The organism is Geobacillus genomosp. 3, assembly GCF_000445995.2.
Lineage (GTDB): Bacteria > Bacillota > Bacilli > Bacillales > Anoxybacillaceae > Geobacillus.
In genome coordinates this window covers 118,851-134,497 of record NC_022080.4, presented here as the reverse complement: position 1 = coordinate 134,497, position 15,647 = coordinate 118,851, and the positions used below count along the sequence as shown (strand labels likewise).

The following is a 15,647-nucleotide window of genomic DNA, read 5'->3' as shown; positions in this document are numbered from 1 at the left end:
ACCTCCTTCCCAATCAATGGGTTGATTACCAGCTGGCTTTTTTAATGCCTGGAAGTTGACCTTTATATGCGAGTTCACGGAAACAAATACGGCAAAGTTTAAATTTGCGATAAACCGAATGCGGGCGGCCGCAGCGCTCGCAGCGGGTGTACGCTCTTACTTTAAACTTCGGCGTCCGTTTTTGTTTCGCGATCATCGATTTTTTAGCCACGATTTCGCCTCCCTTGCGTTATGGGATCATTATTTTTGGAATGGCATGCCGAGCAACGTTAACAGTTCACGCGCTTCTTCGTCCGTGTTGGCCGTCGTGACGATCACGATATCCATGCCGCGCACTTTGTTCACTTTATCGTAGTCGATCTCTGGGAAAATGAGCTGCTCTTTAATGCCGAGCGTATAGTTACCGCGCCCGTCAAACGCTTTTTTCGATACCCCGCGGAAGTCACGCACACGCGGAAGCGAGACCGAGATCAATTTGTCAAGAAATTCATACATCCGTTCGCCGCGCAATGTGACTTTCGCACCAATCGGCATTCCTTGGCGGAGACGGAAGCCGGCAATCGATTTTTTCGCGCGCGTCACAACCGGTCGTTGACCCGCGATCAATGTGAGTTCTTCGACGGCGCTGTCTAATGCTTTCGGGTTTTGTACCGCGTCGCCGACACCCATGTTAATGACGACCTTTTCGATTTTTGGCACTTGCATGATCGATTTATAGTTGAACTTGCTCATGAGAGCAGGCACGACTTCGTTTACATACTTCTCTTTTAGGCGGTTCATAAAAGTACCTCCTTTCCTGCGTCACGGTTATTTATCTAAAATCTCTCCGGATTTTTTCGCATAGCGCACCTTTTTGCCGTCAATCACTTTGTAGCCGATGCGTGTTGGCGCACCCGTTTTCGGGTCTAACGGCATCACTTTGGAAACGTGGATTGGCGCTTCTTTTTCAATAATGCCGCCTTGTGGATTCGCTTGCGACGGTTTCGCGTGCTTTTTCACGATGTTGACGCCTTCGACGATGACGCGGTTTTTCTTTGGAAATGCCGCCAGGATGACGCCTTGTTTGCCTTTGTCTTTGCCGGAGATTACTTGCACTTTATCACCTTTTTTTACATGCATCGCATTCGCACCTCCTTGAAACGTGATTCCGTTCCATTAAATAACTTCCGGAGCTAAAGAAATGATTTTCATAAAATCTTTCTCGCGCAATTCGCGGGCAACCGGTCCAAAAATCCGCGTACCGCGCGGGCTTTTGTCATCACGGATGATGACGCAGGCGTTTTCGTCAAAACGGATGTACGAACCGTCCGAACGGCGCACCCCGCGTTTCGTGCGGACGACGACTGCTTTCACAACTTGACCTTTTTTAACAACGCCACCTGGCGTCGCATCTTTAACCGTAGCGACAACGACATCACCGATGTTCGCGTAACGGCGGCCCGAACCTCCGAGCACTTTAATGACAAGCACTTCGCGTGCGCCAGAGTTATCAGCTACTTTTAAGCGAGATTCTTGTTGAATCATCGACGAAACCTCCTTTCGGAATTATCTCCCCGAACTAAGTGAAGAACGATTATAGAACAACAGCCTTTTCGACGACTTCTACTAAACGGAAACGTTTCGTTGCCGACAGTGGGCGAGTTTCCATAATTTTAACGATGTCGCCGACTTTGGCAATATTTTGTTCATCATGTGCTTTATATTTTTTCGAGTATTTGACGCGTTTGCCGTATAACGGATGTTTTTTGTACGTTTCAACTAAAACGGTAATCGTTTTGTCCATTTTGTCCGATACGACCCGTCCGACGTACACTTTGCGTTGATTGCGTTCGCTCATTCCGCAAACCTCCTCTCAAACATTATTTATTGGCAGCAAGCTCGCGTTCGCGAATGATCGTTTTCATACGGGCGATGTCCTTGCGCACTTGGCGGATGCGCGCCGTGTTTTCCAGTTGGCCTGTCGCCAGCTGGAAGCGAAGGTTGAACAGCTCTTCCTTCAACGCTTGAATTTTTTGCTCGATTTCGGCAGTGGTCAAATCACGGATTTCTTTCGCTTTCATTACGCTTCACCACCAGTTTCTTCACGTTTTACAAATTTGCATTTGATCGGAAGTTTGTGAGAAGCCAAACGCAACGCTTCACGTGCCACTTCCTCGGAAACACCGCCCACTTCAAACATTACTTTGCCTGGTTTGACAACCGCGACCCAACCTTCCGGTGCCCCTTTACCGGAACCCATCCGCACTTCAAGCGGTTTGGCTGTATACGGCTTGGATGGGAAAATGCGAATCCATACTTTCCCGCCCCGTCTCATGTAACGGGTCATCGCCCGACGGGCTGCCTCAATTTGCCGGTTCGTAATCCAAGCCGATTCTAATGCTTGCAATCCGAATTCACCGAAATGAACTTCCGTACCGCCTTTCGCGCGGCCTTTCATCCGCCCGCGATGTTCACGGCGATATTTGACGCGTTTTGGCATTAACATGATTATTTTCCTCCTTCCTCAGCCTTTTTCTTTGTCGGAAGGACTTCCCCACGGTAAATCCATACTTTCACGCCGATTTTTCCGTACGTTGTATCCGCTTCTGCCGTCGCATAGTCAATGTCAGCGCGCAGCGTATGGAGTGGAACCGTCCCCTCGCTGTAATGTTCCGAACGAGCAATATCGGCACCGCCCAAACGGCCGGAAACCATCGTTTTAATCCCTTTCGCCCCAGCCCGCATCGCACGTTGAATCGCTTGTTTTTGCGCACGGCGGAACGAAACGCGGTTTTCCAACTGACGAGCGATGTTTTCGGCAACAAGTTTCGCGTCCAAATCCGGTTTTTTAATTTCGACGATGTTAATATGGACACGCTTGCCGGTTAATTGCGCGAGCGCTTTGCGGAGCGCTTCAACTTCCGAGCCGCCTTTCCCGATGACCATGCCCGGTTTCGCCGTATGGATCGTCACATTGACACGGTTGGCTGCACGTTCAATTTCCACATGGGAAACGGCCGCGTCTTGAAGGCGTTTGTTAATGTATTCGCGCACTTTTAAGTCTTCGTGCAACAGATCTGCATAGTCTTTTTCCGCATACCATCTCGATTCCCAGTCACGAATGATGCCGATGCGCAGACCGATCGGGTTGACCTTTTGACCCACGAATTATCCCTCCTTCTTTTCTGAAACGACGATTGTAATATGGCTTGTGCGTTTATTAATGGCGCTTGCCCGGCCCATCGCACGCGGACGGAAACGTTTGAGCGTCGGACCTTCGTCTACGTACGCCTGGGAAACGACCAAGTTGTTAATGTCCATGTCGTAGTTATGTTCAGCGTTGGCAACAGCCGATTTCAATACTTTTTCAATGATCGGGGAAGCGGCTTTCGGCGTATGACGTAAAATCGCGAACGCTTCGCCGACTTCTTTCCCGCGGATCAAATCAATGACTAAGCGTGCTTTACGAGGAGCGATGCGAACGGTTCTCGCAATAGCTTTAGCTTGCATGTTTCAGAACCTCCTCTCATTACCGTTTTGTTTTCTTGTCATCGCCGGCATGGCCGCGGAACGTGCGCGTCGGCGCAAATTCACCCAATTTGTGCCCGACCATGTCTTCTGTAATATATACCGGTACATGTTTGCGGCCATCATATACGGCGATCGTATGACCGACAAACTGCGGGAAGATCGTCGAACGGCGAGACCATGTTTTAATCACTTGTTTTTGCCCAGTTTCATTGAGCTTTTCAATTTTTTTCATCAAATGTTCATCACAAAACGGACCTTTTTTCAAGCTGCGACCCATAAGTGAACCTCCCTTCTTAATTGCGCTCGTTCATTACTTTTTGCGGCGACGGACGATGAATTTATCCGATTTGTTTTTCTTTTTGCGTGTTTTGTATCCGAGCGTCGGTTTGCCCCAAGGTGTCATCGGTGACTTACGCCCGATTGGCGCTTTCCCTTCCCCACCACCGTGCGGGTGGTCAACCGGGTTCATAACCGAACCGCGAACCGTTGGACGGATGCCTAACCAGCGAGCACGTCCTGCTTTCCCAACATTCACAAGTTCGTGTTGCTCATTGCCAACTTCGCCGACTGTTGCACGGCATTTTCCTAAAATCATGCGCACTTCACCAGAAGCGAGGCGGATGATAACGTATTTGCCCTCTTTCCCGAGCACTTGTGCTGATGTGCCGGCTGCACGCACTAATTGTCCGCCACGGCCCGGTTTTAGCTCAATGTTATGGACGAGCGTACCGACTGGAATGTTTTCGAGCGGCAGTGCATTGCCGACTTTAATGTCTGCATCCGGACCCGACATGATTTCCATGCCGACTTTTAAGTTTTTCGGTGCGAGAATGTAACGTTTCTCCCCGTCTGCATAGTTGATGAGCGCGATGTTCGCCGAACGGTTCGGATCGTATTCAATCGTAGCAACGCGTCCAGGAATTCCGTCTTTGTCGCGCTTAAAATCGATAATCCGGTATTGGCGTTTATGGCCACCGCCTTGATGGCGAACCGTAATTTTCCCTTGATTGTTGCGGCCTGCTTTTTTCTTTAACGGAGCAAGCAACGATTTTTCCGGCTGATCCGTCGTAATTTCCGAGAAATCAAGCACCGTCATGCCACGACGGCCGTTCGATGTCGGTTTATACTTTTTAATCGCCATCGTAATGTCCCTCCTTCGCGTTTAGTCTTACACTTCAAACAGTTCGATTTCTTTGCTGTCCGGCGTCAGCGTGACGATCGCTTTGCGGCGGCGGTTCGTATAACCGCTGTAACGGCCAACGCGTTTAAATTTCCCTTTATAGTTCATAATGTTCACTTTTTCGACTTTGACGCCAAAAATTTTCTCTACCGCGTCTTTCACTTCCGTTTTGTTCGCTTTGACGTCGACTTCAAACGTATATTTCCGTTCCCCGACCAAATTCATCGTATTTTCCGTGATGATGGGGCGCTTAATAATGTCGCGAGGGTCTTTCATTATGCAAGCACCTCCTCTACTTTCTCCACGGCCGCCTTCGTCATGACAAGTTTGTCATGGTTCAACACGTCAAGCACGTTGATGCCGTTGGCAGAAACGACTTTGACGCCCGGGATGTTACGCGCCGACAAATAAACGTTCTCATTCAATTCGTCGGTTACAATGAGCGCCTTCCGGTCAACCGCGAGGTTAGTTAAAATTTTCACCATTTCTTTCGTTTTCGGTGCTTCAAGTGACAGTTGATCCAATACAACAATGTCGTTTTCGAGCACTTTCGAGGATAACGCCGATTTAATCGCTAAACGGCGGACTTTCTTCGGCAATTTGTAGCTGTAGCTGCGCGGAACCGGACCAAAGACCGTACCGCCGCCTCGCCATTGTGGAGCGCGAATCGAACCTTGGCGGGCGCGTCCAGTCCCCTTTTGACGCCAAGGCTTGCGGCCGCCGCCGCTCACTTCAGCGCGGTTTTTCGTTTTATGCGTTCCTTGGCGCATCGAGGCGCGTTGCATAATGACTGCTTCGAACAATACGTGTTTATTCGGTTCAATCCCAAAAACGGCATCGTTTAATTCGATTTCTCCGATCGTCTGTCCGTTTTGGTTATATAATGCTACTTTTGGCATTACGTAGTTCCTCCTTTCTTGGCCAAATGTTATTTCGCCTTCGCTTTAACGGCGCTTTTCACGATGACTAATCCTTTTCTCGGGCCCGGTACGTTGCCTTTAATGAGCAACAGGTTGCGTTCCGGGTCGATCTTGACAATTTTTAAGTTTTGAATCGTGACGCGTTCGCCGCCCGTACGGCCTGGCAAGTTTTTCGTTTTAAATACGCGGTTTGGCGCGATCGCCCCCATCGAACCTGGACGGCGATGGTAACGGGAGCCGTGAGCCATTGGTCCACGCGATTGGCCATGGCGTTTAATGACCCCTTGGAACCCTTTCCCTTTGGAAACGCCTGTGACATCGACGATGTCGCCTTCACTGAAAATGTCCACTTTCACTTCTTGGCCCACTTCATACTCATCAACGTTGGCGCCGCGAATTTCACGAATGAAGCGCTTAGGTGCCGTGTTTGCTTTGGCAGCATGGCCGATTTGCGGTTTGTTGGCGCGCTTGACGCTCAAATCTTCAAATCCTAATTGAATCGCTTCGTAACCGTCGTTTTCGACCGTTTTCTTTTGCAGCACAACGTTCGGCGTCGCTTCGATGACGGTTACCGGAATCAAATCGCCGTTTTCCGCAAATACTTGCGTCATACCGATTTTTCTTCCTAAGATTCCTTTCGTCATTTGTCACACCTCCTAGTCAATTGAATTAAAGTTTAATTTCAATATCAACGCCCGACGGCAAATCTAACCGCATTAACGAGTCAACGGTTTGCGGAGTCGGATTAATGATGTCGATCAAACGTTTATGTGTCCGCATTTCAAACTGTTCACGGGAGTCTTTGTATTTGTGAACGGCACGCAAAATGGTATAAACCGTTCTTTCCGTCGGCAACGGGATCGGACCCGATACCTTTGCCCCAGAACGTTTTGCGGTTTCGACGATTTTCTCCGCCGATTGGTCTAAAATCCGATGATCATAAGCTTTTAACCGAATACGAATTTTTTCTTTTGCCATTTGGTTTTCCCTCCTTCTTCGCCTATTTTCAAAAATAGACTTCTCCGCGGAAATTTCCTGCACATGGCCGTGGCAAAGCGGCCGGGTGTGTCAGCAACCTTCCGCTTCATCGCAGTCAAAGACCAACATTTGATATTATACTCGTATGTAAGCGAGATTGCAAGTGATTTCTTCGCTTTTCCCACACTTCTTCATTATACATAGCGGCCGCCTCATTTTCAATACACCTCCTGGCCGAGGAAAGATGAAAAGCCGCTGTCCATAAAAAATACATCGTTAGGCCGCTGTGGCCCACGAAGATTGATATACATGTCCCCTAAGAATGAACGTTGGCAAGCAAAAGAAAAAGGATGCCCGATTGATGGACATCCTTTTCACAACAATTACTCAATGATCTCCGATACAGAACCAGCGCCAACCGTGCGGCCGCCTTCGCGGATCGAGAATTTCGTTCCTTCCTCGATCGCGATCGGGGCGATCAGTTCAACTGTCATTTCAATGTTATCGCCAGGCATAACCATTTCCACGCCTTCCGGAAGCGTGATGATGCCCGTTACGTCCGTTGTACGGAAGTAGAATTGCGGGCGGTAGTTCGAGAAAAACGGAGTATGGCGTCCGCCTTCTTCTTTCGTCAAGACGTAAACTTGCGCTTTAAATTTCGTATGCGGCGTGATCGAGCCCGGTTTCGCCAATACTTGGCCGCGCTCAACTTCGTCACGGGATACACCGCGGAGAAGCGCACCGATGTTGTCCCCAGCTTCTGCTTGGTCAAGAAGCTTGCGGAACATTTCCACACCCGTAACCGTCGTCGTTTTCGGTTCATCCGAAAGACCGATGATTTCAACCGGATCACCGACTTTCAACGTACCGCGTTCAACACGGCCCGTCGCAACCGTACCGCGGCCCGTGATCGAGAAGACGTCCTCAACCGGCATCATGAACGGTTTGTCTACTTCGCGTTGCGGAGTCGGGATATACTCGTCAACCGCGTTCATCAGTTCAACGATTTTTTCTTCCCATTGCGGGTCGCCTTCAAGCGCTTTTAATGCCGAACCTTTGATGACCGGCACTTCGTCGCCCGGGAAGTCGTATTCAGAGAGAAGGTCGCGAACTTCCATTTCAACGAGTTCGAGCAATTCTTCGTCATCCACCATGTCGCATTTGTTCAAGAACACAACGATGTACGGAACACCGACTTGGCGGGAGAGAAGAATGTGTTCACGCGTTTGCGGCATCGGGCCGTCAGCAGCCGATACAACAAGGATCGCACCGTCCATTTGCGCCGCGCCCGTGATCATGTTTTTCACGTAGTCAGCGTGGCCCGGGCAGTCAACGTGCGCATAGTGACGGTTGTCTGTTTCATACTCAACGTGAGCCGTCGAAATCGTGATTCCGCGTTCACGCTCTTCCGGAGCCGCGTCGATTTGGTCGTACGCTCTCGCTTCCGCTTTTCCTTGTTTTGCAAGAACAGTCGTGATCGCAGCTGTCAACGTCGTTTTCCCATGGTCAACGTGGCCGATTGTGCCGATGTTGACGTGCGGTTTCGTACGCTCAAATTTCGCTTTAGCCATGAGAAAGATCCTCCTTAAAATAAAATATGGATTGATATAGTTAAGTAAGTATAGGATGCTTGGGAACAAAATGTTCCCAAGTCTTACATAAGTATTTATAGCGAAACTAGCAAGAGAAATCAATTACTCGCCTTTATTTTTTTTGATAATTTCATCGGCGATGTTTTTCGGAACTTCTTCGTAATGGTCAAATACCATTGAGAACGTTCCGCGCCCTTGCGTGTTCGAACGGAGCGATGTTGCATAGCCAAACATTTCGGCCAGCGGCACCATTGCGCGAACGACTTGGGCGTTTCCGCGCGCTTCCATCCCTTCGACACGGCCGCGGCGAGAGGTGATGTCACCCATAATGTCGCCGAGGTATTCCTCAGGGATGACAACTTCGACTTTCATGATCGGTTCAAGGAGAACCGGGTCACATTTTGTTGCTGCATTTTTCAGCGCTAAGGAAGCAGCTATTTTGAACGCCATCTCACTCGAGTCGACATCATGGTAGGATCCGTCGAACAGTTTCGCTTTAATATCCACAACCGGATAACCGGCTAGGACGCCGTTTTGCATCGCTTCTTCCAGTCCGGCTTGAACGGCCGGGACGTACTCTTTTGGAACAACCCCACCGACGATGGCATTTTCGAATTCGAAGCCTTCACCGCGCTCGTTCGGCGAGAATTCAATCCAAACGTGACCGTATTGACCACGCCCACCGGACTGACGAATGAATTTGCCCTCGACTTGTGCCGATTTGCGGAACGTTTCACGGTAAGCGACTTGCGGCGCACCAACGTTCGCTTCGACTTTGAATTCGCGGCGCATCCGGTCGACGATAATGTCAAGATGCAGCTCACCCATCCCGGAAATGATCGTTTGTCCTGTTTCCGGATCGGTATGGGCACGGAATGTCGGGTCTTCTTCTTGCAGTTTTTGCAACGCCTGACCCATCTTGTCTTGGTCGGCTTTCGATTTCGGTTCGATCGCCACCGAAATAACCGGCTCTGGGAATTGCATCGACTCTAGGATGACAAGGTTTTTCTCGTCACATAGAGTATCGCCGGTCGTCGTATCTTTTAAACCTACCGCCGCGGCAATGTCGCCGGCATATACCGTCGAGATTTCCTGGCGGTGGTTCGCGTGCATTTGCAGCAGGCGGCCGATCCGTTCGCGCTTCCGTTTCGTCGAGTTCATCACGTACGAACCGGAATCAAGCGTTCCGGAGTAGACGCGGAAGAACGTCAGCTTCCCGACGTACGGGTCAGTCATAATTTTGAATGCCAACGCCGAGAACGGAGCATCGTCGCGCGCTTCACGCGTTACTTCTTCTTCCGTATCCGGAATGGTGCCGCGAATGGCCGGGATGTCTATCGGAGACGGCAAGTAGTCAACAACGCCGTCAAGAAGCAGCTGAACGCCTTTGTTTTTAAAAGCCGAACCACAGAAGACCGGATAGAATTCAACGCTGATCGTCGCCTTACGGATGGCAGCTTTCAGCTCTTCTTTCGTAATTTCTTCCCCTTCCAAATATTTCATCATCAGCTCTTCATCGAGTTCCGCAACCGCCTCAATGAGTTTGCCATGATATTCTTCAGCCAGATCGCGGTAGTCTTCCGGGATATCGATGCGCTCAATGTTTTTGCCAAGCTCGTCGTGGTAATGGTATGCACACATTTCCACGAGGTCGATAATGCCGTTGAACTGGTCCTCAGCGCCGATCGGCAGCTGCACCGGATGAGCATTCGCTTGCAAACGGTCATGGAGCGTTTTCACCGCATACAAGAAGTCCGCGCCGATTTTGTCCATTTTGTTGACGAATACAATCCGCGGAACACCATATGTAGTCGCTTGACGCCAAACTGTTTCCGTTTGCGGCTCGACACCGGATTGGGCATCAAGGACTGTAATGGCTCCGTCCAACACGCGCAGCGAGCGCTCAACCTCAACCGTGAAGTCGACGTGCCCCGGCGTGTCGATAATGTTGATGCGATGGCCTTTCCATTGAGCCGTTGTCGCCGCCGACGTAATCGTAATCCCGCGCTCCTGCTCTTGCTCCATCCAGTCCATCGTGGCTGCGCCTTCATGCACTTCCCCGATTTTATGAACGCGGCCTGTGTAGAACAGTATCCGTTCCGTCGTCGTCGTTTTCCCGGCGTCAATGTGCGCCATGATCCCTATGTTGCGAGTGTTTTCTAAGGAGAACTCTCTTGCCATAGTGGTTATTTTCTCCTTCCTTACAAAATAAAATATAAGTAGATGGCGTCGCCATCTATGGCGCAATCCTCTTTGGTGTTAGAGAAGTTATATACACGCAGCCGAAAGGGCCACAATATATAGGAATATAGGTGAACAGGCAACATAAGTCGTGCCTTCTCACCTATTTCCTTTGAGCAGCGCCTATTACCAACGGTAATGAGCAAACGCTTTGTTCGCTTCAGCCATTTTATGCGTATCTTCGCGTTTTTTCACCGCTGCACCAGTGTTGTTGGCAGCGTCCATAATTTCATTCGCCAAGCGTTCTTCCATCGTTTTTTCACCGCGAAGGCGGGAATATTGCACGAGCCAGCGCAACCCGAGGGACACGCGGCGATCCGGACGGACTTCGACCGGAACTTGGTAGTTCGCCCCACCGACGCGGCGAGCACGCACTTCCAACACCGGCATGACGTTTTTCAACGCTTGTTCAAACACTTCCATTGGGTCTTTACCCGTGCGGTCACGGATAATATCAAAAGCAGTGTAAAGAATTTTTTGTGCTTTCGACTTTTTCCCGTCAATCATCATTTTATTGATCAAACGGGTGACAAGTTTTGAATTGTAAATCGGGTCTGGCAATACGTCACGTTTAGCAACAGGGCCTCTACGTGGCATAGTTTTTCCTCCCTTCAGGAAAAAATCCTCTTTCATTCATTATTTTTTCGCTGCTTTTGGCTTTTTCGCGCCGTATTTCGAACGGCCTTGCATCCGGTTCGCTACGCCCGCCGTATCCAATGCACCGCGGACGATATGGTAGCGCACCCCTGGCAAGTCTTTAACACGTCCGCCACGAATGAGCACGACGCTATGTTCTTGCAAGTTGTGGCCGATTCCCGGAATGTAAGCCGTCACTTCAATCCCGTTCGTCAGACGGACACGAGCGTACTTCCGGAGCGCCGAGTTCGGTTTTTTCGGCGTCATTGTGCCGACACGCGTGCATACGCCGCGTTTTTGCGGAGACGACACGTTCGTTTGTTCTTTTTTGAAGCTGTTGTACCCTTTGTTCAATGCAGGGGATTTTGACTTAAATACTTTTTTCTCGCGTCCTTTGCGGACTAATTGGTTAATTGTAGGCATTGAAAAATCCTCCTTTCACATGCATCGTTTAAGCCCACATATCCAGGTGGTTCATTGTTTATGCAAACAAAGATTTTAAAGGCGAAGCACTCAACGAAGAATCGCCACCGCAGCTGCGCCGACCTGGATCTTGCATGCCTTGCCGAGTTTTTTCATTGAATCGACTTTCGTGACTGGCACATTCGCCTCATTGGCTGCTGCCATCACTTTTTCGATGATTGGCAAGTCGGCATCTTCGGCTACGATCACTTCCGTTGCCTTCCCTTCCTTTAAAGCCCTTATCGTTTGTTTGGTTCCAATGACGACCTTCCCAGCCTGCAATACTTTTTCATAAGACATGTAACATATCCTCCAAAGTACCAGGTTGTTGGAACACCTTTATTAGACTACCACTTTCTCCGTCCGTTGTCAACTGTATTTTTTATCAAGGAAGGGCCGGCCAAGAGCCACTTAGCCGGCCGCCCTTTTTCGTTTTATTTAGACGGAACGGTATCGCCAGCCGTTTCCTTCTTGACGGCAGGCTTTACGTTGCGGTAGCGGGCCATACCTGTTCCGGCCGGGACAAGTTTGCCGATAATGACGTTTTCTTTCAAGCCGAGCAACTCGTCCCGTTTTCCTTTGATCGCCGCATCGGTCAAGACGCGCGTCGTTTCTTGGAACGAAGCCGCCGACAAGAACGAATCCGTTTCAAGCGACGCTTTCGTAATGCCAAGCAGCACCGGGCGGGCTGTTGCCGGCCGCTTTCCTTCGCGGATAGCCTGCGTATTGACATCCGTAAACTGGTGAACATCCAAAAGCGTGCCCGGCAGCACATCCGTATCGCCGGCATCGATAACGCGCACTTTGCGCAGCATTTGCCGCACCATCACCTCAATGTGCTTATCGCTAATTTCGACCCCTTGCATCCGGTACACCTTTTGCACTTCACGGAGCAAGTATTCTTGAACGGACGTAATATCTCGTACGCGCAGCAGCTGTTTCGGGTCAACCGAGCCTTCCGTTAACTCCTGGCCGCGTTCAACGTGCTGCCCTTCTTCGACTTTTAGACGTGCATTGTATGGGGCTACATACGAGCGCGTCTCGACTTCGCTTTGCACAACGATTTCGTACTGATGGTCACGGGTTTCGTTAATCGAGACAACCGTACCATCAATTTCTGAAATAACCGCTTGCCCTTTCGGGTTGCGCGCTTCAAACAGCTCTTGCACCCGCGGCAAACCTTGGGTGATATCGTCCCCGGCGACGCCGCCCGTATGGAACGTCCGCATTGTCAGCTGCGTACCCGGCTCGCCGATTGATTGAGCGGCGATAATACCGACCGCCTCGCCAACTTCAACGTCCATGCCCGTCGCCATGTTGCGACCGTAACATTTTTTGCACACACCGTGACGCGTGTTACAAGCAAAGACGGAGCGAATCCATACTTCCGTAACACCGGCCTTGACGATCTCATTCGCGATATCTTCAGTAATCATCTCATCTTTCCGGACGATTACTTTGCCCGTTTCCGGATGGTGCACCGTTTTGTGCGCATAGCGGCCGACAAGCCGTTCCTCAAGCTTGACGACGACTTCCGTACCGTCCGTTAACGCGCGCGCCAAAATGCCGCGGTCGGTGCCGCAGTCTTCTTCACGGACGATGACATCTTGCGCCACGTCAACGAGACGTCTCGTGAGATAGCCCGAATCGGCCGTTTTCAACGCCGTATCCGCCAACCCTTTCCGAGCGCCGTGCGTCGAGATGAAGTACTCCAATACCGTTAAGCCTTCGCGGAACGACGATTTGATCGGCAGCTCGATAATCCGGCCCGCCGGGTTGGCCATCAAGCCGCGCATCCCTGCGAGCTGCGTAAAGTTCGACGCGTTCCCCCGCGCTCCGGAATCGCTCATCATAAAGATCGGGTTGCGCTTATCGAGCGATTTCATCAACCGATCTTGGATTTTATCTTTCGCCGCGCTCCAAACGGAGATAACGCGTTCATACCGCTCTTCGTCGGTAATCAACCCGCGGCGGAACTGCTTCAAAACGGTGTCAACTTTCGCTTGTGCTTCATCCAAAATTTCTTGTTTTTCCGGCAAAACAACGATATCAGCAACGCCGATCGTAATGCCGGCTTTCGTTGAGTATTTGAAACCGAGATCTTTCATGCGGTCGAGCATCTTTGATGTTTCGGTAATTTTGAACCGCTTGAATACTTCGGCGATAATTTGCCCAAGCACTTTTTTCTTAAACGGCGGCACAAGTTCGCGCTTGCGGATCTCTTCGCGCACGTCGGTCCCTTTGTCAAGGAAATATTTATCCGGTGTCCGCCCTTCGATATTTTCCGTCGTCGGCTCGTTAATGTACGGGAACGACTTCGGCAAAATTTCGTTGAAAATGAGCTTCCCAACCGTCGTCAGCAGCAGTTTGTTGTTTTGTTCCTCGGTAAACGTTTCGTTTTTCAGCGAGCCGGCATGGACAGCGATGCGTGAATGGAGATGGACATAACCGTTATGGTAGGCGAGCAGCGCCTCGTCCGTATCCTTGAATACCATGCCCTCGCCGACTGCCCCCTCGCGTTCCATCGTCAAGTAATAGTTTCCTAAAACCATGTCTTGCGAAGGGGTAACGACCGGCTTTCCATCTTTCGGGTTCAAAATGTTTTGCGCCGCCAGCATCAACAAGCGTGCTTCAGCCTGTGCCTCGGCCGACAGCGGCACGTGCACCGCCATTTGGTCGCCGTCAAAGTCCGCATTGTACGCCGTACAAACGAGCGGATGAAGACGGATCGCCCGGCCTTCGACAAGCGTCGGCTCAAACGCCTGAATCCCGAGGCGGTGGAGCGTCGGGGCACGGTTTAACAACACCGGATGCTCTTTAATGACGTCTTCAAGTACATCCCATACCTCAGGGTGTACGCGTTCAATTTTCCGTTTTGCGCTTTTAATGTTATGCGCCAAGCCCCTCTCGACAAGCTCCTTCATGACGAACGGCTTAAACAGCTCGAGCGCCATTTCTTTCGGCAGCCCGCATTGATACATTTTTAAGTTCGGACCGACAACAATGACGGAACGGCCGGAATAGTCGACCCGTTTGCCGAGCAAGTTTTGCCGGAAGCGTCCTTGCTTTCCTTTCAGCATATGGGAAAGCGACTTTAATGGGCGGTTCCCCGGCCCAGTGACCGGGCGGCCGCGGCGGCCGTTGTCGATCAAAGCATCGACTGCCTCTTGCAGCATCCGTTTCTCGTTTTGAACGATAATGTTCGGCGCGCCAAGGTCAAGCAACCGTTTCAGACGGTTGTTGCGGTTAATCACACGGCGGTATAAATCGTTTAAGTCCGATGTCGCAAACCGTCCTCCATCGAGTTGGACCATCGGGCGGAGTTCCGGCGGAATGACTGGCAGTACATCGAGCACCATCCAAGCCGGGTCGTTTCCCGAGCTGCGGAACGCCTCAAGCACTTCAAGGCGTTTAATGATGCGGGCGCGCCGCTGCCCTTGCGCCGTTTTCAACTCTTCTTTCAGTGTAGTTACTTCTTTATCCAAGTCGATGTCTTGGAGAAGCTTTTTAATCGCCTCCGCCCCCATCGATGCTTGGAACGACTGGCCGTATTTCTCGCGATAGGCGCGGTATTCTTTTTCCGATAACAACTGTTTTTTCTCAAGCGGCGTATCGCCCGGGTCGGTGACGACGTAAGAAGCAAAGTAAATCACTTCCTCGAGCGCCCGTGGCGACATGTCAAGCACAAGACCCATCCGGCTCGGGATGCCTTTAAAATACCAGATGTGCGAAACGGGAGCGGCGAGCTCGATATGACCCATCCGTTCGCGGCGGACTTTTGAACGCGTCACCTCGACGCCGCAGCGGTCACAAACAACCCCTTTGTAACGGACGCGCTTATATTTGCCGCAATGGCACTCCCAGTCTTTCGTCGGGCCGAAAATGCGCTCACAAAACAGGCCGTCTTTTTCCGGCTTTAACGTCCGGTAGTTGATCGTTTCCGGTTTTTTGACTTCACCGTACGACCAAGAGCGAATTTTCTCCGGGGAAGCGAGCCCGATTTTCATATACTCGAATTTATTGACATCTAGCAAGGGGTATACCTCCCTCTTTGATCCGTCGGTTTTGCTCCAAGGCTTGTTCGCCAACCGTTCGCTTCAATGGCCGCGGGCGGGGAAATGCTCCCCG

21 protein-coding genes are annotated in these 15,647 nt (G+C 50.8%); all 21 read right to left on the bottom strand.

Features of this window, described 5'->3' with window-relative positions; all coding sequences use genetic code 11:
• Nucleotides 1-25: 25 nt before the first annotated feature.
• The 21 genes from M493_RS00720 to rpoC all read right to left on the bottom strand — a co-directional run bounded on the left by M493_RS00720 (nucleotide 26) and on the right by rpoC (nucleotide 15,553).
• A complete protein-coding gene (locus tag M493_RS00720; protein ID WP_003247599.1) occupies nucleotides 26-211 on the bottom strand; it encodes a type Z 30S ribosomal protein S14 in 186 nt (61 codons plus the stop codon).
• Between the two features lie 29 nt (nucleotides 212-240).
• On the bottom strand, nucleotides 241-780 hold the full coding sequence (gene rplE, locus M493_RS00715) for a 50S ribosomal protein L5 (protein ID WP_020958369.1): 540 nt from the start codon (nucleotides 778-780) through the stop codon (nucleotides 241-243).
• Nucleotides 781-807: 27 nt separating this feature from the next.
• A complete protein-coding gene (gene rplX, locus M493_RS00710) occupies nucleotides 808-1,119 on the bottom strand; it encodes a 50S ribosomal protein L24 (RefSeq protein WP_020958368.1) in 312 nt (103 codons plus the stop codon).
• A gap of 36 nt (nucleotides 1,120-1,155) precedes the next feature.
• On the bottom strand, nucleotides 1,156-1,524 hold the full coding sequence (gene rplN / locus M493_RS00705) for a 50S ribosomal protein L14 (protein WP_020958367.1): 369 nt from the start codon (nucleotides 1,522-1,524) through the stop codon (nucleotides 1,156-1,158).
• 49 nt (nucleotides 1,525-1,573) lie between these two features.
• Complete coding sequence (rpsQ, locus tag M493_RS00700) at nucleotides 1,574-1,837, bottom strand: 30S ribosomal protein S17 (RefSeq protein WP_020958366.1); 264 nt, start codon at nucleotides 1,835-1,837, stop codon at nucleotides 1,574-1,576.
• A 22-nt stretch (nucleotides 1,838-1,859) separates the two neighbouring features.
• Nucleotides 1,860-2,060, bottom strand: a complete 201-nt coding sequence (gene rpmC / locus M493_RS00695; protein ID WP_020958365.1) for a 50S ribosomal protein L29 — start codon at nucleotides 2,058-2,060, stop codon at nucleotides 1,860-1,862.
• Nucleotides 2,060-2,485: a 50S ribosomal protein L16 gene (rplP, locus tag M493_RS00690; RefSeq protein ID WP_011229627.1), complete on the bottom strand. Its 426-nt coding sequence runs from the start codon at nucleotides 2,483-2,485 to the stop codon at nucleotides 2,060-2,062. Before rplP ends, rpmC begins: the two co-directional genes overlap by 1 nt.
• A gap of 2 nt (nucleotides 2,486-2,487) precedes the next feature.
• Nucleotides 2,488-3,144, bottom strand: coding sequence for a 30S ribosomal protein S3 (rpsC, locus tag M493_RS00685; protein WP_020958364.1), 657 nt, complete (start codon nucleotides 3,142-3,144; stop codon nucleotides 2,488-2,490).
• A 3-nt stretch (nucleotides 3,145-3,147) separates the two neighbouring features.
• Nucleotides 3,148-3,489, bottom strand: coding sequence for a 50S ribosomal protein L22 (gene rplV, locus M493_RS00680; protein WP_020958363.1), 342 nt, complete (start codon nucleotides 3,487-3,489; stop codon nucleotides 3,148-3,150).
• Nucleotides 3,490-3,508: 19 nt separating this feature from the next.
• On the bottom strand, nucleotides 3,509-3,787 hold the full coding sequence (gene rpsS, locus M493_RS00675) for a 30S ribosomal protein S19 (protein ID WP_003247570.1): 279 nt from the start codon (nucleotides 3,785-3,787) through the stop codon (nucleotides 3,509-3,511).
• A 33-nt stretch (nucleotides 3,788-3,820) separates the two neighbouring features.
• The gene (gene rplB / locus M493_RS00670; RefSeq protein ID WP_020958362.1) at nucleotides 3,821-4,651 is read right to left on the bottom strand and encodes a 50S ribosomal protein L2; all 831 of its coding nucleotides are present in this window, start codon (nucleotides 4,649-4,651) and stop codon (nucleotides 3,821-3,823) included.
• Between the two features lie 27 nt (nucleotides 4,652-4,678).
• Nucleotides 4,679-4,966, bottom strand: a complete 288-nt coding sequence (rplW, locus tag M493_RS00665; protein WP_020958361.1) for a 50S ribosomal protein L23 — start codon at nucleotides 4,964-4,966, stop codon at nucleotides 4,679-4,681.
• Nucleotides 4,966-5,589 (bottom strand): 50S ribosomal protein L4, encoded by a 624-nt coding sequence (gene rplD, locus M493_RS00660; RefSeq protein WP_020958360.1) that lies wholly within the window; start codon nucleotides 5,587-5,589, stop codon nucleotides 4,966-4,968. The genes rplW and rplD overlap by 1 nt, the downstream gene beginning before the upstream one ends.
• A gap of 29 nt (nucleotides 5,590-5,618) precedes the next feature.
• Entirely contained in the window at nucleotides 5,619-6,254 is a 636-nt protein-coding gene (gene rplC, locus M493_RS00655; RefSeq protein WP_020958359.1) for a 50S ribosomal protein L3, read from the bottom strand.
• Between the two features lie 25 nt (nucleotides 6,255-6,279).
• Nucleotides 6,280-6,588 carry a 30S ribosomal protein S10 gene (gene rpsJ / locus M493_RS00650; protein WP_008881945.1) on the bottom strand — a complete coding sequence of 103 codons (309 nt, stop codon included), beginning with the start codon at nucleotides 6,586-6,588 and terminating at the stop codon, nucleotides 6,280-6,282.
• A 383-nt stretch (nucleotides 6,589-6,971) separates the two neighbouring features.
• Complete coding sequence (gene tuf / locus M493_RS00645) at nucleotides 6,972-8,159, bottom strand: elongation factor Tu (protein ID WP_020958358.1); 1,188 nt, start codon at nucleotides 8,157-8,159, stop codon at nucleotides 6,972-6,974.
• A 123-nt stretch (nucleotides 8,160-8,282) separates the two neighbouring features.
• On the bottom strand, nucleotides 8,283-10,361 hold the full coding sequence (gene fusA / locus M493_RS00640; protein WP_020958357.1) for an elongation factor G: 2,079 nt from the start codon (nucleotides 10,359-10,361) through the stop codon (nucleotides 8,283-8,285).
• A gap of 186 nt (nucleotides 10,362-10,547) precedes the next feature.
• The gene (gene rpsG / locus M493_RS00635) at nucleotides 10,548-11,018 is read right to left on the bottom strand and encodes a 30S ribosomal protein S7 (RefSeq protein ID WP_020958356.1); all 471 of its coding nucleotides are present in this window, start codon (nucleotides 11,016-11,018) and stop codon (nucleotides 10,548-10,550) included.
• 39 nt (nucleotides 11,019-11,057) lie between these two features.
• Nucleotides 11,058-11,480, bottom strand: a complete 423-nt coding sequence (rpsL, locus tag M493_RS00630) for a 30S ribosomal protein S12 (protein ID WP_020958355.1) — start codon at nucleotides 11,478-11,480, stop codon at nucleotides 11,058-11,060.
• A gap of 90 nt (nucleotides 11,481-11,570) precedes the next feature.
• Complete coding sequence (locus M493_RS00625) at nucleotides 11,571-11,819, bottom strand: 50S ribosomal protein L7ae-like protein (protein ID WP_020958354.1); 249 nt, start codon at nucleotides 11,817-11,819, stop codon at nucleotides 11,571-11,573.
• Between the two features lie 134 nt (nucleotides 11,820-11,953).
• Complete coding sequence (gene rpoC, locus M493_RS00620) at nucleotides 11,954-15,553, bottom strand: DNA-directed RNA polymerase subunit beta' (protein ID WP_020958353.1); 3,600 nt, start codon at nucleotides 15,551-15,553, stop codon at nucleotides 11,954-11,956.
• Nucleotides 15,554-15,647: the final 94 nt, after the last annotated feature.